The following is a 21,589-nucleotide window of genomic DNA, read 5'->3' on the forward strand; positions in this document are numbered from 1 at the left end:
GTGGGACCCCAATCGATCCGGGTCCCACCAGTATCAGGTCTGCGTGGATCTAGCAGTTCAGATCACGCCTAGCTCGCGATCCACACCCCACTCGGATCAAACGAGCCAAGTCCGTATATCTCGACGCCGCCCACATTGGCGCCGGTGATGTAGTTGGCAGAGTTGCGCACCGTGAAGATCAGCGGATTCAGTGCGGAAATTCGAGCCTGGACTGTTTTGTACGCTTCCTTGCGGACCTCGGGGTCGCTCGACTCGCGGCCCCTGTTGAGTGCGTCCGTCAGTTCCGCATCGTCGATTCCCATGTAATTGGCGCTGGACGCGGAGTTCAGGCCGCTCCACACGATGTTCTCGGGGTCATTGAACGGCAGGGCGGCACCGAGCGCGTCGAACTCGCGGGTTGTAGTGACCACGGAAGCCTGGTTGTAGTCGAGAAGTTTGATCTCGACCTTCACGTTGTCGTAGGTACTCAGCTGGGCTTGGATGGCCTCGGACGTCGACTTGGATTCGATCCCGGGGTACGTCGTCAAATTGAAGCTCAGGGGCTTTCCTGCCGCTGCGAGTTGATCGAACAACTTCTGAGCTTCTTCCTTGTTGTACTGGGTGGTCGATCCACCCGCGTACAGCGGAGCATCGTCGTTGAAGAAGGACTTCACCGGTTCCGCCAGTCCGCTGTAGACGGCTAGGTTCAACGCATCGACGTCGATGGCTTTGGCGAGCGCTTCGCGAGCGACTGGGTCAGCGAAAGGTCCTGTGGCGGTGTTCAGAGTCACTGCCGCGCCGCCGTTGAACTTCTGGCCATGGACGCTGAGTCCGGCATCGACCGCGCGTTGTGTCAGCGGCGGATTCGATTCGATGGTGATCTCAGCGCCTCCGGAGATCACGTTGTTGATCCGTTGAACGCTGTCAGGCGATGCCCGGAACTCGATGCCATCGAGATATGGCCGGGGCGCGTCCCAGTAGCCGGCGTTCTTCGTCAACTTCATGACGTCGCCGCGGGTCCACTCTTGAAGAACGAAGGGCCCGGCACCGATGGGTGCAGCGTCAAAGCCCTGCATGCCCGTTTGAAGAGCTTCCGGCTCGGCGATCCAGTTGAGCGTCGTCGTGACGATAGCTTGTCCGAAGTTGGGGTTCTTCTGTGTCAGAACGATTTTGAGAGTCTGATCGTCTTCGACGGTCGTCTCGGCCAGCAAACGAGCCACGCTGATGTTGTTGGCCGCGCCGATTGCGTCCGGGGCCTTCAACCGATCCCAATTGAACTTGACATCCTCAGCGGTGAAATCCGAACCGCTGCTGAATTTCAAGCCCGGGCGCAACTTCAGTGTGAAACTGGTTCCATCGTCTGTAGTTGTGAAACTCTCCGCCATGGACGGCTTGATCTCGGTGGTCGCAATATCGTTGACCAATAGTGTGCCGAAGACGGAGTTGCCGAGAGCAGCGTTGGTCAAGTTGTTCTGCATAATTGCGGGATCCATTGCCCGCGGTTCGGAAATCTGAGCAAATCGGGCGATTCCGCCGCTGACGGGATCGCCCTGCGGTCCGCTTGCCCCAGTGCCGCTGTTGGAGCTGGATCCCCCGCAAGCCGCTAGGACCACTGTCATTGTGGCGGCGCAGAACAGTGCGCCAACCGGTTTCGTTATTCTCATCGATTCCCTTTCACAGGCTCAGAATGCTGGTAACTGTTTGGAAGTTTGGGATCAGGACGCTTCCACTTTTGGCTTTGAATCGTTCACATTTGGGAAGTGGCAGGCGACGAATTGGCCGGGCGCGACCTCCGCGATGGTCGGCTCCTCGGACTTACATTTATCTTGCACCTTGGGGCATCGCGTATGGAAGTGGCATCCGCTCGGGGGATTGAGTGGAGAGGGTACGTCGCCGGCGAGTGATGGTCCAGCAAAACCCTTGTCAGGGTCGGCAATTGGGATGGAATCTATCAGTGCCTGAGTATAGGGATGTGCTGGATTGGCGAACACGAGTTGGGGATCGCCGACTTCGCAAATCTTGCCCAGGTAAAGGACGAGGACTCGATCGCTGATCGATCGGACGACGGCGAGATCGTGTGCAATGAAGACCATCGTGAGGCCGAACTCGGATTTGAGGTCCTCGAGAAGATTTACGATTTGCGCCTGAACGGACACGTCCAGCGCTGAAACGGGCTCATCACAAATAATCAAATCCGGACGCATTGTCACCGCGCGGGCGATCGCGACACGTTGCGCCTGCCCTCCCGACAAAGCCTTGGGCATCACATCGACAAATCGTTCATGCGGCAGACCCACTTCAGTGAGCGTCTGCTTGATCAACTCATCCTTGGATGCTGAATCGATGTCCTGTCGGCCCTCGACAACAATGTCTCCGACGGTGCGGCGCGGATTGAGTGAGGCAACTGGATCTTGGAAGATCATCTGCATACGTCGGCGAAGCGAGCGAACTTGACGCGGTTTCATGCTGTCGAGACGTTCGCCGTCGAAAGTGATTTCACCTCCGTCGATTCGCTCGAGCATGAGAACTGCACGTCCAGTTGTTGACTTGCCGCAACCGGATTCACCGACGATGCCGAGAGTTTCGCCTCGCTCGACATCGAAGCTCAGGTTCGACACGGCATGCACAGTCCCCCCGGCAGTGGGGAAGCGTACGTCAAGTCCGACTACTCGAAGCAAACTATCGTTGTCACGTAGGTGGGCTGTTCCGCTACCGGCCATTTGACAGTGCCCCTTCTTTTTTCAGGTCGTGCATGGTTTCGGAATCGTTATTGGTTCCACTGACGGGGTGGAAGCAGGCAACCAGGTGACCCTGGTCTCCTGCACCCACTTGTTGGAGCGTCGGTTCCTGGTCTTTGCAAACGGCAGCTGCCTGGCTGCATCGGGGGGCAAAGCGGCATCCCGCTGTTACTGCTACCGGGTCCGGTAGCGATCCCTCGATCAGGCCCAGTCTGGTGTGCGGGGGTGATGTGAGATCGGGCGTCGCGTCGAGCAGGGCGGTCGTGTAGCGATGCTGAGGACTCGCGAAAAGCGCACGCGTGGTGCCGATTTCCGCCATTTGTCCGGCGTAGAGGACGGCTGCTTCGTCGGTGTGCCCGGCGATCACCGAGAGGTCGTGGCTGATCATGATCATCGACATGTCTCGATCGCGCTGGACACGACGAAGCAAATCGATGATCTGCCGTTGCACCGTCACGTCGAGTGCGGTGGTCGGTTCGTCGGCAATCAAAAGCTTTGGCTCGCAGGACAACGCGATAGCGATCATGATCCGCTGTCGCATACCGCCCGACATTTCATATGGATACGCCTGCATACGTTTGGGGGGATCTGGTACGCCGACCTCCTCGAGAAGACTGAGCGCTCGATCTTTCGCTTCTGTGCGACTGACACCGAGGTGTCGCCGCATGCCTTCTGTCAATTGCCTGCCCACTCTGACAACCGGGTTCAGCGAACGGCCGGGATCTTGGAAGACCATGGAAATCTCTGGACCCCAGACGTTCAGCTTCTGTTTTGGGGTGAGTTCTGCAAGATCCCGGCCATCGAAAACAATTGATCCAGAGATCGCGGAGCGGGGCGGCAACAGGCCCATGATCGCCCGTACAAGTATCGATTTCCCAGATCCGGATTCACCGACGACTCCCAGGGACCGTCCGTGTCCCAGTCCCAGCGAGACACCGTCCACGGCGCGGACCGCTCCGCGCTTCGTGCCGATATAGACCCTGAGATCATCGATGTCGAGAAGATTGGCTGGGGCCATGGAAAATCACGCCTTTCGGACTGCGGTTGGGGGCTGATCAAATGTGCGAATGTCACGGCGTTTTCGATCGCTTGGAAATCGTTACTTCGCCAGGGTGGGGTCGAATCGGCCTCGTAGGTAATCGCCGGCCTGATTGAGAGAGAAGACTGTCAGGAAGATGATGGTCGCGGGTACGAATACGATGAACGGCGCGGTCTGCAGCGAGTCCTTGCCATCCGCGATCATTCCTCCCCAGCTCGGTGTCGGGGGTGGGACACCAAGACCCAGAAAGCTCAATGAGCCTTCGGCGACGATCATGGCCGCGACTACAAGCGGCAAGAATGTGGACAGTGTAGGAAGAACATTCGGGAAGATCTCGCGGATCAGGATGCGGCTAGGGGCAAAGCCGAGATTCTTTGCGGCACGGACGAAGTCGCGGGAAGCCCAAGTCATCGTGTTTGCTCGCGCCAGCCGAATGAATGTAGGGGTGATGATGAACGTCAGGCCCACCAGCAGGGTCATGAGACTCGGCTCGTAGATTGAGGAGAGCGTGAGCAACAGGATGAGCGGCGGGAACGCGAGCATCGCGTCTGAGATCAGCGAAATGACGTAGTCGACCTTCTTGCCGGCGTAGCCGGCGATGGAGCCCAAAACTGCTCCGATCGTAAATCCTGCAACCCCGGCGACGATGCCTACAACAAGCGATATCTGAGCACCGTAGATGCATCGTGACAAGACCGATCGACCGAGATTGTCCGTTCCCAGCAACAGATCAAGCGACCCGAGAGCGGGCGACAGGCGGGGGGTGGCAATCGGGACTTCGTAATCGGCGATGGGCAAGACCTGTGCGAACAGTGCGAGCAGGCCGATGAGGGCTAGCCATGCGAACGCAATCCACGCCAAGATCCGACGCTGCTTGGGCGGCAACGGCACGTCCGGCAATCTGCGGGTGGGCTTCCCGTTCGTATCTGGGCTCGCAAATTCAGCGACCGGACTGCGTTTCTTGAGGATGAGTGGAGAGTTCACGGTGTCGATGCCTTTTCAAAATTGTGGTGATGTCCGGGGCCAGGTTTCAACGACGGTCGGGGCTAGCGGGCGCCGACCTTCCGTACTCGTGGGTCGAGACGCGAGTAGCTGAGGTCGACAAGTGTGTTGATCAGGACGTAGCTCACGGCGATGAAAACCACGACGCCCTGGACCATTACGAGGTCACGGGATGCGATTGACGTCGACACCAACTGACCCAAGCCGGGTAGGCTAAAGAGCGTTTCTACGATCACAGTGCCGCCGATCAGTTGCCCGAAGTTGATTCCTGCGACAGTGATCAGCGATAGCGACGACGGTCGCAGTACATGACGCAGCATCACGTACCAATCGGGCAGGCCCTTGGCGCGGGCTGCGGCCACATAATCTTCATTCAGTGTGGTCAGCAGATCAGAGCGAAGAATCCGATGGAATGCAGCGATGACGGGCAAAGCAATTGAAATGGTCGGCAACATGGCCGATTGAAGGTTTGCTCCGAGCCCTTCGCTCAGCCTGTTCCAACCTGCGACCGGGAAAGTACCTGTTCCCAGCGCAAAGAAGTACAGCAGAACTGGGGCAGCGACGAACGCTGGGATGGACAGCAGCATCGACGAGACAGCGTTGATCGCGCGGTCCGCCGGGCTGTCGACGAAATAGGCGGAGATGATTGCGAGGGGGATGGATACGGCCAGAGCCATCAACAATCCCAGAATTGCCAATTCCAACGTCACTGGAAGCCGATCTATGATGGCTTGCATCACTGATTGCCCGGTGGTCATTGAGTCGCCGAGGTCGCCTCGAAGCGCATGTGAGAGCCAACTCCAGTATTGCTTCCATATCGACTGGTCGAGACCTAGTTCGGACTCTAGTGCGGCGACCTTTTCAGGGGTGGCACTGTCTCCGAGGATCGTATTGGCAACGGATCCTTTGGACATCCCCATCAATAGTTTGACAAAGAATGTCACCAACAAAATGACAAGGATGCTGCGCACAACCCTGTCGATCGCGAACGAGTGTCTCGACATACGTTCTCCCATTTCTTGATTGGTAGCGGCCGGACGTACTGATTCCGACGTCGGTGTTTGGGGTTTCTGACCGAGGATCCGGAAGGCGCCGGCTGGGCGGTGTGGCTGTTCGTCAATGCGGTGACGCGTGGGGACAGGAGCAAGCCATGCGCCATGGGCAGCCCTACAACCGCGTGCGTCCCACGGGGCAAAGTGTGCGCACCTACAAAGGCGCTAAGGTGTGTCGGTCGTCACTCGAGGAGAACCATAGCAGTTACTATGACTGAATGAGTAGAGAATGTCGAGGGCGCCCATATTCTCGTTGTCGCAGCCGTTGCGGTCGTCGCGTGGGGCACTCTCAGACGGCGAGTCGTGAGTTGAATTGCGCTGTCCGACTATGCGACTGCGGGGGAAGACCACCCGCTGCTGCTCGTTCAACCGCCAAACGTGAGGCAGCGGCCGAACCTCAGTTCGGCAGGGTCTAGACTCACCGCTTATGACTGGCTCTGCTGGACGTTCCCGTAAGCCTGCGTCTTCGCGAGCGGTGAGTACCGCCAAGGGGGGCAGCGCCGGGACACGGCGCAAAGTACTGGACGCGGCGATAGCATGTATCGACGAGAAGGGTTACTACCGGGCGAGTTCAAACGAGATAGCCCGGTGGGCCGGTTTGACCTGGGGTGTCATCCAGTACCACTTCGGCACGCGCGAGCAACTGATGCTCGAAGTGATGACCGATCAAGTCGACCAGCTGGTGGACCATGCCCGCGACTTCGAGTTCACAGGAACAACAACGCGAGAGCAGCTGTGGTCCGTGTTCGACTACCTGAACGGCTATTTCGGCCGCAGGCAATATCTTGCCGGTTTGGAGATCTCTCTGAACTTGGTCCGAACGCCATCTGTGTCTGACGAGGTTCGGCAGCAGATGTCACGGATACAGGACGTATTCGATCGGGTGCAGGAAGAGAATCCGGATCACGCGATCAGTGACCAATTCGTGACTGAAGTGATGCGCAGCATCATCCTCACTCACGTCATTCGGGCTGACTCGGCACTGACGACGATTGTCGACATCGAAAATGATTTCCACGCCCGTGTGACCACGCTCATCGATGCGATCGCCCGCAATTCCGACGCAAACAATGATCGGACGATAGGGAAGTGACTGTCCGTTCAGGTCGTACGTCAGGGCTTCAGATGGTCGAACATCTCGAGGGCCTGGTCCTGATGGTCCAACGAAAGTAGTCGTAACCCGGCCAATTGGTGGATGAGTCCGGCTGTGTGCTCGGGGATTGTGGAGCACTTTGTACGCGATGCTTGAGGTCTCGGTCGTCGGACGCTAGTGCATTCCCGCGGCGGTATCGCCAGCGCAAAGCTCGTGTAACTCGTCGAATTCCAGAACCTCGACTCTTTGCCGCGCAGCTTGAGTGCTGCTTCCGGCCATCAGATGGAGTCTCCTCCGCCCCTCGGCCTTGATTTCGCGGACGGTGTCTTGATGCCGTTTTCCGTTGACCTGCAACACTTCTGCTTCGGGGAGTTTGTCGCCGCCACTCCGTTGGGCATCTCGTCGCGGATTCAGTCCCTGCGCTGAGCGGTGTCTTCGGAGCGCGGGTCAAAACTTTTGTTGCACAGTCGATATCGTGGTTCGACCTGCGAATTCCACTGTCTGTGTTGCCTTCAGGCTGCTTGTCGCTTCCGGATGATCTTGCGCAATTATAGTAACTACTATACCGTCTGTGTTGCCCATCACATAGAAGGAAAGGGACCCCCATGACCCGCACGCAGAACAAGTACCGGTTGATCTCCGCCGATGACCATGTGGATCTGGCTCATGAGCAGGTCAAGGCCAACTTGGCAACGAAGTTTCATGGTGATTACGACGCCGCTCTGGCGGAGTTCTATGAGTCCATGAAGGGTATGATGTCCATGTCGACCAACACGCTGTGGCGCGAACAGAACGGTGAAAAGGTCACCGAAGAACTGACGGCCTTCGCCAACGCAGCGCACCCGTCAAAGGGCCGGCCCGGTCACACCGATGCCAAGGCGCGTTTGGATGATATGGACGCCGACGGGATCGAATCGTCGATCACGTACTGCGAGGTCAGTGCTTTCCGCTACTTGTACATGCTCAAAGAGGGCAGCCGCGAAGCCACCCGTGCCTTCAATACCACTCTGCTGCAGTGGGCTTCGGCGGATCCCAAGCGTCTCCTGGTCAACTTTCAGATCCCGATTCACGACATCGAGGCTGCTGTCGCCGAGGTCAAGCACGCTGCTGAGGTGGGCGTGAAATCCATTCAGTTGCCGGTGTTTCCTTCGGAACTCGGCTTGCCGGACTACTGGGACAAACGGTACGAGCCCCTTCTCGCCGTCATCGAGGAAACCGGAATTCCGATCGCGTTGCACATCGGAATGAATACTTCGCTGGACAACCTTGCCCAGCGCGACCCCACCCCGCAGCGTGGTGTTTTCACCCCGATGGTCGCGCTCTCGAGTGCCGAAGCAATGGGTATGTGGTTGCTGACCGGAATCTTCGAGCGTTTCCCCAAGCTCAAGACGGTCTTCGTCGAACCCGGTGTTGGCTGGGTTACCTGGTGGCTCAACACCGTTGACGACTGCAATATCCGTCAGGGATACGAGTTCCCGGGGCTCAAGGCGATTCCGAGCGAATACTTCCACAGGAATATGTTCGTCACCTTCATCGATGAGCCGGGGGTCTTGCGGCACGCGAAGGAATGCCTCGGAATCGACAACGTCATGTGGTCCTCGGACTACCCGCATCCCGTGTCGAGCTGGCCGCACTCTCAGGACATCGCTTCGCACCTTCTGCCTGGTGCAACCGACGAAGAGCGCGACAAAATTCTGTTCGCAAACGCAGAGCGTCTCTGGCAACTCTGAATGAAATCGTTTGCAACGCAATTGTGTTGCGGCTGACTTAAGGATCAAGAGGTACAAACAATGGCTGGAGTGTTCGACGGACTGAAGGTCCTCGATCTGTCCTGGGGTATTGCCGGGCCGATGGCCACCATGGTCTTTGCAGACCACGGTGCACAGGTGACCAGGATCGAGCGCCCCGAGGGCGACCCCTTCGCATCCCAACCCGGTTATCGGGTGTGGCATCGAGGCAAGCGAAGTGCGGTCTTCGATCTGAAGGATGGGACAGACCGAGACCTGTTCGTGAAGTTGGCCGCCGCGGCCGACATTGTCGTCGAAAGCTTTCGTCCGGGTGTCACTACTCGTCTCGGAATCGACTACGAGACTTTGGCCAAGGTGAATCCGCGGCTGATCTACGTTTCGATCACTGGATACGGAACCGACACCGAATCGGCGGGGCGGCCGGCGTACGACTCGCTGGTCGCTGCGCGGACCGGGTTGCAGTGGGTGCAACGATCGCAAATCGGTGGGCATCTGCACTGGAACAACAGTGACCCGGAGTTTCCGTTGAGTGACATGGAAACTCCGGAAGGTGCGGTAGACGGACCCGATCGTGAAGGGCCGTTGTTTGTAGCCTCTCCTTGGCCGAGCATCGGCGCCGCGTATCTGGCGATGATGGGTGCATCGGCGGCGTTGGTGGCAAGGGAAAACACCGGGCGCGGACAGCTGGTGGAGACGTCGATTCTGCAGGGTGCGATGACTGCCGGCGTGGGTATGCTGCAACGAGCGCAGAATCCCGACGCCGAGTTGTTCTGGACCTGGGTTTTTGATCAGCGTTCACCGATGGGCTTCTTCGAGTGCGCCGATGGCCGGTGGATCGAGCATTGGGTTCCCAACCCGAAGTTTGTCCTCGGGTCATCGCAGGGAGACAAACTCGATCCCACCAACATACGCCCGTCCGACGATCCGGACCGGCTCATGACCGGTGCAGAAGATCTGATCATCTACTGGCACTATTTGCCTGAGATGCGAGATGCCTTCAAGCGCTTCGCGGCTGACGAGTGGGTCGAGGCTGCTCGCGTTGCCAACGTTTGTCTGCAGCCCGTTCAATCGCCGGCAGAGGCTCTGCAAGATGAACACATGCTCGCCGACGGGTGCGTGGCAGTGGTCGATGATGCTGAGTTCGGTCCGCTGAACATGCTGGGTTCGGTCATCAGGCTCGAGCGGAGCGAGGGCAATCCCGTCACGGGTGCGCCGCGATTCGGCGAGCACACAGCGGAGGTGAAATCGGAGGCGGCAGCAACAGTCGGAGGCGCATCGGCGGTTTCATCGCAGGAATCGCGAGGAGCAGGTAAAGCCCCGCTCGACGGGGTGCTGGTGGTGGACCTCGGGTTGGCGATCGCAGGCCCCTTCGGAACCCAGTTGTTGTCAGACCTCGGCGCCACCGTTGTCAAGGTCAACACACTGTGGGACTACTACTGGCAGTCCACGCATGTGGCCTTTGCCGCGAACCGCGGCAAGAGCAGCCTCTCGGTCAATCTGAAAGACCCCCGAGGGCTCGAGGCGGTCCGCCGTCTCATTGACAAGGCAGACATCGTGCAGCACAACATGCGCTACGACGCGGCGATCCGCCTCGGCCTTGACTATGACTCGGTCAAAGCCACGAACCCGAACTTGATCTACTGCCACACACGGGGATTCGACAAGGGCTACCGCGAAGGGCAGCCCGGGAACGACCAGACGGGCGCATCGCTCGCCGGCCCCGCGTGGCAAGACGGCGGAATGGACGACGGTGGTTCGCCAATGTGGTCCACGACGTCGATGGGAGATACCGGAAACGGCTACCTGTCTGCGATCGGAATCCTGCAGGCATACTACGAGCGTTTGCGGACGGGTAAAGGTCAGTTCGTCGAAACGTCGATCCTGTACGCGGCTCTGCTGCATGCCTCGAACACCTATGTTGGTGCCGACGGTGTTGAGGCTGACCGAAATAAGGTCGATGGCAGTCTCCTTGGCTTCAACGCACTCCACGGTGTGTATGAAGCGGCGGACGGCTGGCTCTCACTGGCGGCGTTGTCGGATTTGCACTGGGCTGCTCTGCGGACCGCCGTGGGCAGCGATGTGCTGGACTCTGATGACTTCGTCGACGCAGCAGCGCGTCGTGAGAACGACAAGGTCCTGCGCGCAGCGCTGGAGCGGGTGTTCGCCACGGAGTCGACGGAACATTGGCGTGAGGTCCTCGACCAGCACGGCGTGCCGGCGGAGATCAGTGAGGAAGAGGGCATTCGTAAGGCGTTCGACGATCCAGAATTGCTGGCTCGCAAATGGATGACCTCGTCTCCCCAGTCGCATGTCGGCCGATTCGATTCGGTCGGACTCGGAATCGACTTCTCGGAGACCCCGGGAGTCATCCAGGGGCCGCCGCTCACGTGCGGCGCCGACAGTCGCGAGATTCTCGAGAATGTAATTGGTTATGAGGCTGCAGAAGTCGATGATCTGATTTCGGCTGGTGTGGTTGTTGCGGCCCCTGCGGGAGTCGTGACTTCGTAGGACTTGGGCGCCCGGGCAATCATGCGAGAGCCCGGGTTTCCCAACCGATTTCAGAGCACAACCTACGCAGGAAGTCGCAGGTTGGCGGTAGAGGGAGAACCGTTGATGAATAACCCTGTATCCGATACGGATCAGATCCCGCACAGATTCTCGGGAAGATACGACGTCTCGGACGTAATCGATGAGTCTGGTCAGTGGCTCGTCTGGGTAGATGTCGTATTGCCACCCATAGCCCCCGAGGACTCGCAACTGACGGTCCTGTGTTGTGTGCCGGGCGGCGGATGCACGGGTCAGTATTTCGATCTTCAGGTCGATGGTCATGACGGTGTAGACGGGTACAGCTTTGCCGACAGCGCGATCGCGGCGGGGTTTGGTTGCATCATTGTGGACAACCTGGGCACGGGTAGATCGACTGCGGACGAGCGGTGGCTGACGCCTGAGGCGGTAGCGCGTGCCAATACGAAAGCCTTCGCCCTGGCCTTGGAGGACATCGCTGCTCTGGTGACTTGGCCGATGTCCATGACGACCATCGGGGTCGGACATTCGATGGGCGCGATGCTCACGAACATCGCCCAAGTCGAGTCCGGGCAGCACGTGGCCATTGCATCGCTCGGGTTCACCACGCAGGGCTTGCCACACCTTCTTTCCGAAGAGGAACTCGAGGTGGCCGCGCAGGGCCCGATCAGCCCGGAAAATCTCGAAAAGTTCGCGCGTACCCGTTTCTCCTCGTCTGGTAGATCGGCTGGCGCGCAGGACAATCCGGAACCGTTCGAGTTCGTCCGACCCGACACCGACCCCCGGGCAATGCGCGCGTTCGCCGGCGTTGCGACGAGGGTTCCCCCACTGGTCGGCACGTTGACCTTGATGCCTGGAAGTATCGCTGCCGTAGTCCGTGAGATCACAGTGCCGGTCTTCATCGGTGGCGGTGACCACGAACCTTGGCATCGCGTGGAAATGCAAGCCCCACAGTACCTCCGCAGTACTGACATCACTTTCTTCACCGCTGAATCCATGGCGCACAACCACTTTGTCGCCCGATCGCGCGCGCAGCTCTGGAATCGAGTTTTCCGGTGGGCAGAATCAATCGTTCCCTCGCAAACGGGCGAACCTGTGGTAACCCGCAGCGCTACGAAAGTTTTGAATTGACTACTGGTTCGGCGAACCAGCTTTTACGGAGGAGTGAAATGAAGAATGGACAGCAGCTACAGAGCGTAGTGTGCTCGACCAAAGTGGTTGTGGTACGTAAACCTGCGGATGAGGACGCGACTCTGTTGTGCGGCGGCCTCCCGATGGTGGACGCAGCCTCGGCCCCAGCCGACAAACAAACTCCGGCCGACGCTGCCCTCATGGGCGGAAGCCAGATGGGCAAACGCTACAGCGAGCCGCAGTCAGGTATTCAGATCCTCTGCGTGAAAGCGGGCGAGGGAACCCTGACCATCGGCGGAGCCCGACTAGAGATCGAGCAATCGAAAAAGCTCCCGTCATCCGACTGACATGAAACCTGCACGGAGACTACTTGCAATGAACATCATCACCTTGCTAGAGATGACGGCCGCGACCGAACCTGACCGCGCCGCTGTGACAGTCGGCGAGGCCGCACTGACCTACGGTGAACTTCACCGAGATGCGTTGGCGGTGGCTGATCTGATCACGCGACTCAAGGCGCCGCGTGTTGTTTACCTCGGTGGCAACGACCCGGTTTTTCCAGTGTCCTTCTTCGGCTGTGCAGCTGCCGGTATTCCGTTGGTACCCTTGAACTATCGGCTTGGTGCGACCCAGCTCGACCAGCTTTTGAAGGATCAGCCCGATGGCACGATCGTGATGGGTGACGATCTGGGTGAGCTGACGCTGCCCAGCCAGTTGGTTCACTACACGGTTGAGTCATGGTCAAAAGCGCTTACAGTTGAGGAATCCTTCTCCGAGCCTTCGGAATTCGACGAAGATACTGTGGCCGTATTGCTGTACACGAGTGGGACCAGCGCGGCTCCCAAGGCTGCAATGCTCCGGCATCGCCATCTTGCCGCATACATCCTCGGATCGGTGGAGTTCGGTAGCGCCGAAGCCGAGGATGCTGCTCTGGTGACCGTGCCCCCGTATCACATCGCCGGGGTTGCGAGTGTCTTGTCGAATGTGTACGCGGGACGGCGGATCGTCTATTTGGATAGATTCACCCCGGACGGCTGGGTCGAGGTTGCCAGTAGTCAAGGTGTCACCAATGCAATGTTGGTGCCGACCATGCTGGCGAGGATTGTGAACTATCTCGACACGACGAAGACGCCGGCGCCGGTGGTCAGGCATCTGGCCTACGGTGGTGCCAGGATGCCGATCCCGGTTATCGAACGCGCACTCGAGCTCTTCCCGGATGCGAACTTCGTCAATGCCTACGGCTTGACCGAGACAAGTTCTACGATCGCAGTTCTCGGTCCCGACGATCACCGCGCTGCGGCGGCGACGACGAGCGGCCCCTTGCGAGATCGTCTTGGATCCGCAGGCAAACTGGTGCCAGGGCTCGACGTCCAGGTTCGTGGACCCGGCGGCGAGGTGCTCGGCTGTGGCGAGGTCGGCGAGATGTGGGTCCGCGGACCGCAGGTTTCCGGTGAATATGTGGGACTTGCATCGGTGATCGATGCCGACGGCTGGTTTCCTACCAAAGATCTTGTGCGCCTTGACGAGGATGACTACCTGTTTGTCATGGGACGGATGGATGACACGATCATCCGGGGCGGCGAGAACATCTCGCCGGCCGAAATCGAGGACGTTATCCTTCGTCACGAGGACGTGACCGACTGCGCCGTCGTCGGGGTACCCGATGACGAATGGGGGCAGACGATCGGCGCCGCAGTGGTTCTTCAGCCCGGGTCTGCACTTGAAGCCAGCGATCTGTTGGATTGGTTGAAGCCGCTGCTTCGTAGTTCGAAGACTCCCGACGACATCCGGATCTGGCCGGAGCTTCCACAAACCGGCACGGGCAAGATCGTTCGTCGCGAAGTCCTTCAGAAGATCATCAGCAAGTCGTGACGGCATCAGTGCGCGGTCAGGAGGTTGGTATGGGCGTCGATCAGGAACACATCGCTGATGGCCGGTTCACTGCGGTGCTGGAATCGCTCACGGTCAGTGGGGGCATGAGCTCGCTCGAACTGCTTTCGGCGGCCGGGTCGAGACTCCAGATCGAGGTGGGGGCAACGCCGGCAACCATCACTCCGAAGGGTCGACCACCGGTGTCGTTGACGTTGCGTGGCCAAAGCGATGCATTCAGCTGTGTCGCCATGTTCACGTCCATCGACGGGCTCTGGCCCAAACCGCTGACGCTCGATCTGGCTCTTGCATACATGGAATCCGGAATCCACACGGTGTTCGTCTTCGAATGATGTTCGGCCGCAGGTCGAGAACCATTCGGATACCCACCGTTGGAGGCGTGCGTACCTGTACGCCTGCGGTGGTGAACCGAACACAAGGCTGCCACGGCAGCAGTTGAAAGGACATCTACACATGACCTATGTCATTCCGCCCGCGGCTTCGAAGGACGACGCGTTCTTCTGGGAAGCCGCGAAAGAGGGCAAACTCGTTGCGCATAGATGTAATTCGTGCCGCACGTTGCAGCACCCCCCGGCACCGATGTGCGGCGAGTGCCAGAGCCTTGACTTTACAGTCGAAGAGCTGGCCGGGGGCGGCACTGTCCACAGTTGGATCGTCTCCAAACACCCGACAGAGCCAGACACGAACTCACGCATCGTCGCGCTCGTCGAACTCGACGAGGGCATCCGGATCGTCTCCAACCTCGTCACCGATGATGTGAACGACGTCCGCAATGGAGTCCGCGTGGCCGTAGAGTTCGTCACCTTCGGCGATGTGACGTTGCCGCAGTTTGCCATTGAGAAGAATGAGGCCTGAATCGTGAACAAATCAATCTTGAATCAGGCGGCGATCGCAGGCATCGGGCAGACCGAGTACTCCAAGAACTCAGGACGCAGCGAACTACAGCTGGCTTCCGAGGCAGTCAAGGCCGCAATCGCGGATGCCGGCCTGAACCCGGCGGACATCGACGGACTGGTCACTTTCAGTCACGACGAAACCGACGAACTTGCGCTGATGCGGAACGTCGGTATCGCGGAGACCAGCTGGGTATCTCGAACAGCGTTCGGCGGAAGCGGCGCTTCTTCGACCGTGCAACATGCTGCGGCCGCCGTGGCGTCCGGGGCTGCCAGCTCGGTGGTGATCTACCGGGCGTTCAACGAACGATCGGGCAAACGTTTCGGTCAGCCGTCGGGCTTCCAACTCGAGTCGATGAACATGTACCTGCCATATGGACTGGACACGCCCGCGAAGATCTACTCGCTGTGGTTCCAGAAGTACATGGACACTTTCGGTCTGACGAACGAAGACTTCGGGCTCTATTCGGTCCAAGCTCGCAAATACGCGTCAACAAACCCGGCGGCCTTCTTCTATGGGCGCCCGATCACCATCGAGGACCACCAGAAGTCGAGGTGGATCGTTGAGCCGATCCTTCGCCTTCTGGACTGCTGCCAGGAGAGTGACGGCGGTGTTGCCATCGTCGTCACCAGCGCGGACCGCGCAAAGGATCTCCCGCACCCCGTGGTTCGGGTCGCCGGAGCAACACTCGGCAACATGATTCACGGTGACAACATGTTCAACTACTACCATCCGGACACCGCCACCTTCCCGGAAGCCGAGACCTGCGGGCGATTGCTCTGGGACTCGACTGGCCTGAAGCCCAGCGATATCGATGTAGCGATGCTCTACGAGAACTTCAGTCCGGTGGTGTTCTATCAGCTAGAGGCGTTTGGCTTCTGCGGTCGCGGTGAGGCTCGAGATTTCATTGCCGACGGCGGAATTGCCATCGATGGTGCGACACCGGTCAACACGCACGGCGGCCTCCTCGGCGAGGCCTACATCCATGGCGTGAACAACATCGCCGAGGCCGTTCGCCAAATGCGGGGAACCGCTGCGAACCAGGTGGCTGACGCCAAGCACTCGCTAGTTTCCGCCGGGCGCTCTGCCATGATTCTCGCAAGGGACTGACTACGTTCGAGTTGTCCTGATCGGGTGGTGCAGTGAGGCAGCGATCTGCCATCACGAGGACAACGGCTGGCCGAACGATCCTTTCATGCGAAGACGCTCTGCCTTGAGGCGGAGCGTCTTCGCATGATTTATGGGCGAGTAGACGTGCCGTAACGGGGAATGCACAACTCCGCGCCGCTTTGATCCCAAAACCGCGCGCTCCGAACAGAGGAAATCCATTGGTAAAGAAGCACGTTCCGTCCTGGCATGCCGACGAAGTTCGGGCGCTGTCTGAGCTAGCCGGCGGCTTTTTCGAGCGGGAGGTCGTGGGGCAATGCGAGAAATGGGACACTCAGCGGCGCATTGATCGTCAGGTGTGGCTCGAGGCCGGAAAGCTTGGCCTGCTGCTGTGTTCGGTTCCGGAGGAATACGGCGGTGGCGGTGGCACTTTCGCGCATGACCTGGCGGTCTTCGAGGCCCAGGGTTATTCTGGCGACCTCGCATTCGGTGTCTCCGTGCACAGTGGCATCGTCGCGCACTACATCCTCGAGTACGGTACCGAGGCGCAGAAGAAGACATGGCTGCCCGGTATGGCGACCGGTGAGATCCTCGGGGCGATCGGCATGACTGAACCCGGCACCGGTTCGGATCTCAAAGCAATCAAAACCACAGCAATTCGAGACGGTGACGAGTACGTGGTCAACGGTTCGAAGACTTTCATCACCAACGGCTCCTCAGCCGATGTCATTGTGCTCGCGGTCAAAACCGACCCCAAGGCCCGTGCAAACGGGGTATCGCTATTGATCGTGGATCTTCGTGACTGCGAGGGCTTTTCGGTCGGCCGAGTGCTCGACAAAGTTGGTCAGCACGCCGCTGACACTTCGGAGCTGTCGTTCGTCGACGTGCGCGTGCCCGCGTCGAACCTACTCGGCGAGTCGGAAGGGCAGGGATTTGCGCAGCTGATAGCGCAGCTCGTGCAGGAGCGGCTCATCATCGGGGCGCAGGCAGCGGGCGCGATGGAGCGTGCGGTCGAGGAGACCGTCCGCTACACGAAGTCGCGGGAGGCTTTCGGGCAAACCATCTTCGACTTCCAGAACACCGCATTCGAGCTCGCTGAGTGCCAGACAATCGCGCGAACTTGCCGAACCTTCCTCGACTATTGCATCGAGCAGCACTTGCGCGGTGAGCTTGATCCGGCTGATGCTGCGATGGTCAAGTATTGGCTGACCGACAAGCAGTGTGAGGTCGTCGACCGTTGTGTGCAGTTACACGGCGGGTACGGCTATATGCGCGAATACCTCATCGGACGGATGTACGAGGACGCCCGTGTTCAGCGGATCTACGCAGGCGCGAACGAAGTGATGAAGGTGCTCATCGCGCGGTCTCTGTAGACGTGGTGGTCACATGCGGGTATGGAACACCTCGCCAGCAGATCAGCTGAGAATGTCGAGGCGGTGAACCGGTTGCGGTTTGCTTGGTGACTTCTCGGCCGCACGGGTCGACCACGTCTGTAACCACGTGCTCGGCGTCAGGCATATTTGACCACTGGGAGTTAGTAAGGTGGTCAAGGCTTCCCGGCTATTTCGCCACAATAGCGATCGATTACGCTCGCCAATTACTTGAACGGACTGTGCCGCGGGCTCGTAGGTGTCAGCGAAGGGCAGCGCCTGCGGTGCAGGCGTGACTGTGGCGGCGTCAATTTGCTACGAGTGAATCCTTGGCCGGTCTGCGGCCCCGTGGGTCGATGGCGCTAGTGGGGAAGTCTCACCGACGCTCTGCCACCGATCGACCTCGCACTGACCTCGGAGGCCGCCCATGGCGAAACATGTGCCGTCGGCGTGAAGGCCGAGTGTGCGCTGAACCGCGGCGGCGACCATGCCTCACCCACGCGAAGAGGATGTTTGTTGCGCTGATGGCGAGGTTCGTTCGTCTACCGGGACGCGTCGACGTGACGGCGATAGGGTCTGCCGCGTCAGACTTGGAAGATAGGTTCTCTGCATGAGCGTCCCAAAGCCAAACCAACACACGGGCCCGATGGCTGGCCACGTTCGGAAGGGCCGCGTCTACAAGTCCCCGCTCGCTGCGACGGGTGTGTTGGGTATCGCGAACTGGATCAAGGATGATTTTCCGGACCTTCTCTGGCCCGCACCACCGAAGGGCGCTCAGTCGTCTTTGGGGCTGACCACGTCAGGCCTTCGCCTCGGTGACCCTCCTGGAGATGTTCACCCGGCGCCGGAGCATGTCGAAGTCCTGCACCCGCAACGCTGCCATTTCGCCCCACCGCAAATCGGTGTAGGCCAGGAAACGAATAACCTCGGTGTTGCGCAAGGCCGCAAGCCTTGTGTGCAGCGGTATTCGGGCGCCGCCGTCGAGTTTGGGGAGCCGGCACCACAATCGTTCAATGTGACCTTCGATGGCTACTTCGCCAGGCTGTAAGCCACCACGGGCACCGGCCTCTGAGGTGAGGATGCCCGATTTGACGAGCGGTTGACGTCGCTTCTTCAGAGATTCGGGAGGCAGGTCGAATACCTCGGGCGCGGCGTCTGATCGACAACGGTGCGACGGCTTCCGGCCAGCTCAGTGACGGGCAGCAATGCGGTCCCCACTCGAGACCTTCACCCATACGCATAAAGGGGATAGCGCACATCCCGGTAGGGGTGGTCGATGGGCTGCGGTTGTGCGGATGGGCCGGCGTGCAGGTCGTTCGACAGGGTGGGCAGACAACGAACACTGTGTCTTCACATGCAGTTGGGTTCGTGGTCATTCGTCTGTCACAAGAAAAGGTTACTTTGCAATCCTAATAAGTTGATTTGTGTGTTGCGTACTTTGTCAACCGATGAATTGGAGTTCGAAATCAGTAGGTCGCATGGTGTGTCGAGAAGGGGCTTCTTGGGAGCCGTTGGGGTTGTGGGTATTGCCGGTGCTGCGTCCGCGTGCGCTGGGTCCAGCGCTGGGGAAATTCCAGATGCAGGCGGTTGGACGCCTGGAAGTCCGCGCCCGTTTTCTATTCCGAACCGACCCACGGAAAACCTGAAGGAACTTGCTTCCAACGAAGGGTTCTGGGATGCCGTCCGGGGCAACTACAAAATCGATGGCAGCATTGTCAATTTGGAATATGGGTTCTTTGGGCGAGCCGCGAACTATATCGAGGACACATTCTTTGACAAGTCGCTATTGATCAACACGTCGAACTCGAACTACATGAGGAGTTCGTACCCTGATGACGCCGAAGCTGTGCGCGCCCGGGTTGCGAGCGTCGCCGGAGTTGGTGTCGATGAGATCGCCCTGACCAGGGGAGCAACAGAGTCACTGCAACTGCTCATCACGAACTACAAGAACCTTCGACCGGGCGACGAAGTCCTCTATGCCGACCTCGACTACGACTCGATGCAGTATGCGATGAATTGGCTGCAGGACCGTCGCGGAGTCCTCGTGCGGACCATGAACATCCCGGAACCTGCGACACATGACTCGGTCATGGACGCCTATCGAGCCGCACTGATACAGTATCCGGCCGTGAAACTGGTTCTCGCGACCCATATCTCGCATCGAACCGGGCTGGTCATGCCGATCGCGGAGATCACGGAATTGGCCGAATCCCATGGTGCAGATGTCATTGTCGACGCGGCACACTCATGGGGCCAGATCCCCTTCGACCTGCCGGACCTCAAGGCGCCATTTGTCGGCCTCAACCTGCACAAGTGGATGGGTGCACCGCTGGGTTGTGGTGCGATGTTCATCCGCAAAGACCGGCTGGGCGACATCGATCGCGACCTTGCCGACGAGGACAACGGCCCGGATGATATCCGCTCCAGGGTGCACACGGGGACCGCCAACTCGGCGAACTATCTGGCAGTTCCGGCCGCGCTCGAGGTCCACGAAGCCATCGGAGCGGATGCCAAACAGGCTCGTGTCCAATATCTTCGGGACTTGTGGGTGAACGAGGTCACCGGCCTGAACCGTATGCAGGTGCTGACTCCCGACGACCCTTCCATGTATGGGTCGTTGACGTCCTTCCGCATCGAGGGCAACACCACCAGGGAACAATCCACGGCTATCGTCTCGTGGCTGCGTGATGAAAAGGGCATCCTCACGGTGCGCCGTGGTGGCGTCGACAAGGGTGACGTCATTCGTGTGACGGTCGCCCCGTGGACCACCCCCGACCAGTGCGAGCAGTTATCGTCGGCGCTCAAGGAGGCGGTGACGATCTTCTGATGCATCGTGACGCCACGTCACTTCGCGTCTTCGTCGAGAATCGGTGCCATGGTTGCGGGGTGTAGTAGTTCAGGCCGCTGTGTCGGTGTTCGGTGGCGTAGGTGGGGAGAAACTGGGTGGTCCAGGTGCGGCGATGCGGTAGAAGGTGCGTTGCGAACATCTGATCACACCTTGGTCGAAGGCAAGCCAATAGGTTTGTACCGCAGACAGATTGGAATTCTTCTCTTCGTCTAGGACAGCTGCGATGCGTTCGCGTTCGGCGGGCGATAGTGCTGCGGGTTGGTGGCGCTGGTTCTGCGGTATCGGTGCGGTGACCGGCCGATAGTGCTGGTAGCTGCGGGTGACGCGGTAGAACGTGGAGCGGGCCAATCCGGTCAGAGCGCAGTCACCCGATTGAGCCCACGGCGTTCGCCGGGCTCTCGCCCGGCGAGCGGTCGAGCGCGACTCAGGCAAGCTCGTCAGGTTGCGGGTTCAGTTCGAGAATGCGGTCGACTGCGTCGATGCCGAGGGTGACGAGTGTGGCCACCAGCTCGGCACGTTCGAGCTTCACGTCGCCGCGCAGCCAGAGCGCTACCCCCTCGGTGGTACCTCCGACCAGCACGCGGGCGATGAGTTGGGCTCGCGGATCGTCGGCCCGGTTGCCTGCGAGCAGGGTCAGCAGCTGGGTGACGAAACGGGCCACCGCGTGATCTCGTGCTGCGCGGAGCCCGCGGTTGCCGGGGGCCTCGAGATACAGACGTGCGACCCGTGGATCGTCGAATGCGGTGAGGATTTCTTCGACGGCGACTTCGATCAGTCGGGCTCTCGGTGCGTCCCTGTCGAGTTCCGCGGATGCTGCGGCGATGCGGTCGGCTACCTGCGCGAGCACGTCGGTCAGGGTTTCGCCGGTGAGGTCGTCGAGATTGGAGAAGCTCAGGTAGAGGTGCCGTTTGGAGACCGATGCACGCTCGCAGATCGCCCCCACACTCAGCGATTCGATGCCACTCTCGTAGTTGAGGTCGAGGACGGCCTCGGTCAGCCGGTGTCGGCGCGATAGGTGTCGCTCTGTGGCGCTTTGTCCACCGTAGGTCCGCCCAGCCGGCTCGGTCGTTGGCGTCACCTGCTCATAGTGCCATTGCGGGCGGTCGACTGTTCCAGGTGCAGGTCCACACGTTGACGAAGAAACAGTGTGCGATCTACCCTAAGTGAAACCGAAA

The 21,589-nt window shown here is 59.5% G+C and carries 19 protein-coding genes; 11 read left to right on the plus strand and 8 right to left on the minus strand.

All coding sequences use genetic code 11. The annotated features are described in order from the left end of the window. Positions 1–68: 68 nt before the first annotated feature. From AC56PL_RS20735 to AC56PL_RS20755, 5 genes are all read right to left on the minus strand, one after another. The gene (locus tag AC56PL_RS20735) at positions 69–1,457 is read right to left on the minus strand and encodes an ABC transporter substrate-binding protein (protein WP_482137720.1); all 1,389 of its coding nucleotides are present in this window, start codon (positions 1,455–1,457) and stop codon (positions 69–71) included. 237 nt (positions 1,458–1,694) lie between these two features. Continuing rightward, the gene (locus AC56PL_RS20740) at positions 1,695–2,699 is read right to left on the minus strand and encodes an ABC transporter ATP-binding protein (RefSeq protein ID WP_497155028.1); all 1,005 of its coding nucleotides are present in this window, start codon (positions 2,697–2,699) and stop codon (positions 1,695–1,697) included. Further along, on the minus strand, positions 2,689–3,735 hold the full coding sequence (locus AC56PL_RS20745) for an ABC transporter ATP-binding protein (RefSeq protein ID WP_482137724.1): 1,047 nt from the start codon (positions 3,733–3,735) through the stop codon (positions 2,689–2,691). Before AC56PL_RS20745 ends, AC56PL_RS20740 begins: the two co-directional genes overlap by 11 nt. 81 nt (positions 3,736–3,816) lie before the next feature. Continuing rightward, the gene (locus tag AC56PL_RS20750) at positions 3,817–4,647 is read right to left on the minus strand and encodes an ABC transporter permease (protein ID WP_497155029.1); all 831 of its coding nucleotides are present in this window, start codon (positions 4,645–4,647) and stop codon (positions 3,817–3,819) included. Between the two features lie 155 nt (positions 4,648–4,802). Beyond that, a complete protein-coding gene (locus AC56PL_RS20755) occupies positions 4,803–5,774 on the minus strand; it encodes an ABC transporter permease (RefSeq protein ID WP_482137726.1) in 972 nt (323 codons plus the stop codon). A 463-nt stretch (positions 5,775–6,237) separates the two neighbouring features. Here AC56PL_RS20755 and AC56PL_RS20760 point away from each other — a divergent pair, with 463 nt between their 5' ends. The 10 genes from AC56PL_RS20760 to AC56PL_RS20805 all read left to right on the plus strand — a co-directional run bounded on the left by AC56PL_RS20760 (position 6,238) and on the right by AC56PL_RS20805 (position 17,569). Beyond that, the gene (locus tag AC56PL_RS20760) at positions 6,238–6,903 is read left to right on the plus strand and encodes a TetR/AcrR family transcriptional regulator (protein WP_482137728.1); all 666 of its coding nucleotides are present in this window, start codon (positions 6,238–6,240) and stop codon (positions 6,901–6,903) included. 605 nt (positions 6,904–7,508) lie between these two features. Further along, complete coding sequence (locus AC56PL_RS20765; protein WP_482137729.1) at positions 7,509–8,633, plus strand: amidohydrolase family protein; 1,125 nt, start codon at positions 7,509–7,511, stop codon at positions 8,631–8,633. A gap of 60 nt (positions 8,634–8,693) precedes the next feature. Beyond that, a complete protein-coding gene (locus AC56PL_RS20770; RefSeq protein WP_497155030.1) occupies positions 8,694–11,159 on the plus strand; it encodes a CaiB/BaiF CoA transferase family protein in 2,466 nt (821 codons plus the stop codon). Positions 11,160–11,240: 81 nt separating this feature from the next. Then, on the plus strand, positions 11,241–12,305 hold the full coding sequence (locus AC56PL_RS20775) for an alpha/beta fold hydrolase (protein WP_497155031.1): 1,065 nt from the start codon (positions 11,241–11,243) through the stop codon (positions 12,303–12,305). 38 nt (positions 12,306–12,343) lie between these two features. Continuing rightward, complete coding sequence (locus tag AC56PL_RS20780) at positions 12,344–12,652, plus strand: hypothetical protein (RefSeq protein WP_482137734.1); 309 nt, start codon at positions 12,344–12,346, stop codon at positions 12,650–12,652. A gap of 28 nt (positions 12,653–12,680) precedes the next feature. Next, positions 12,681–14,177 carry a class I adenylate-forming enzyme family protein gene (locus tag AC56PL_RS20785; RefSeq protein ID WP_497155032.1) on the plus strand — a complete coding sequence of 499 codons (1,497 nt, stop codon included), beginning with the start codon at positions 12,681–12,683 and terminating at the stop codon, positions 14,175–14,177. Between the two features lie 29 nt (positions 14,178–14,206). Continuing rightward, on the plus strand, positions 14,207–14,527 hold the full coding sequence (locus tag AC56PL_RS20790; protein ID WP_482137737.1) for a hypothetical protein: 321 nt from the start codon (positions 14,207–14,209) through the stop codon (positions 14,525–14,527). 121 nt (positions 14,528–14,648) lie between these two features. Further along, complete coding sequence (locus AC56PL_RS20795; RefSeq protein WP_482137739.1) at positions 14,649–15,050, plus strand: Zn-ribbon domain-containing OB-fold protein; 402 nt, start codon at positions 14,649–14,651, stop codon at positions 15,048–15,050. Positions 15,051–15,053: 3 nt separating this feature from the next. Then, entirely contained in the window at positions 15,054–16,199 is a 1,146-nt protein-coding gene (locus AC56PL_RS20800; protein ID WP_497155033.1) for a thiolase C-terminal domain-containing protein, read from the plus strand. Between the two features lie 218 nt (positions 16,200–16,417). After that, positions 16,418–17,569 (plus strand): acyl-CoA dehydrogenase family protein, encoded by a 1,152-nt coding sequence (locus AC56PL_RS20805; RefSeq protein WP_497155034.1) that lies wholly within the window; start codon positions 16,418–16,420, stop codon positions 17,567–17,569. A 796-nt stretch (positions 17,570–18,365) separates the two neighbouring features. On the opposite strand, the gene AC56PL_RS20810 is transcribed toward AC56PL_RS20805, so the two are convergent. Further along, positions 18,366–18,506 (minus strand): hypothetical protein, encoded by a 141-nt coding sequence (locus AC56PL_RS20810; RefSeq protein WP_497155035.1) that lies wholly within the window; start codon positions 18,504–18,506, stop codon positions 18,366–18,368. A 414-nt stretch (positions 18,507–18,920) separates the two neighbouring features. Here AC56PL_RS20810 and AC56PL_RS20815 point away from each other — a divergent pair, with 414 nt between their 5' ends. Next, positions 18,921–20,393 (plus strand): aminotransferase class V-fold PLP-dependent enzyme, encoded by a 1,473-nt coding sequence (locus AC56PL_RS20815; protein WP_497155036.1) that lies wholly within the window; start codon positions 18,921–18,923, stop codon positions 20,391–20,393. Between the two features lie 69 nt (positions 20,394–20,462). On the opposite strand, the gene AC56PL_RS20820 is transcribed toward AC56PL_RS20815, so the two are convergent. Continuing rightward, complete coding sequence (locus AC56PL_RS20820) at positions 20,463–20,846, minus strand: hypothetical protein (protein ID WP_497155037.1); 384 nt, start codon at positions 20,844–20,846, stop codon at positions 20,463–20,465. Then, on the minus strand, positions 20,839–21,492 hold the full coding sequence (locus AC56PL_RS20825; protein WP_497155038.1) for a TetR/AcrR family transcriptional regulator: 654 nt from the start codon (positions 21,490–21,492) through the stop codon (positions 20,839–20,841). The genes AC56PL_RS20820 and AC56PL_RS20825 overlap by 8 nt, the downstream gene beginning before the upstream one ends. Positions 21,493–21,589 lie beyond the last annotated feature (97 nt).

The sequence above is a fragment of the Williamsia sp. Y721 genome (assembly GCF_059683565.1).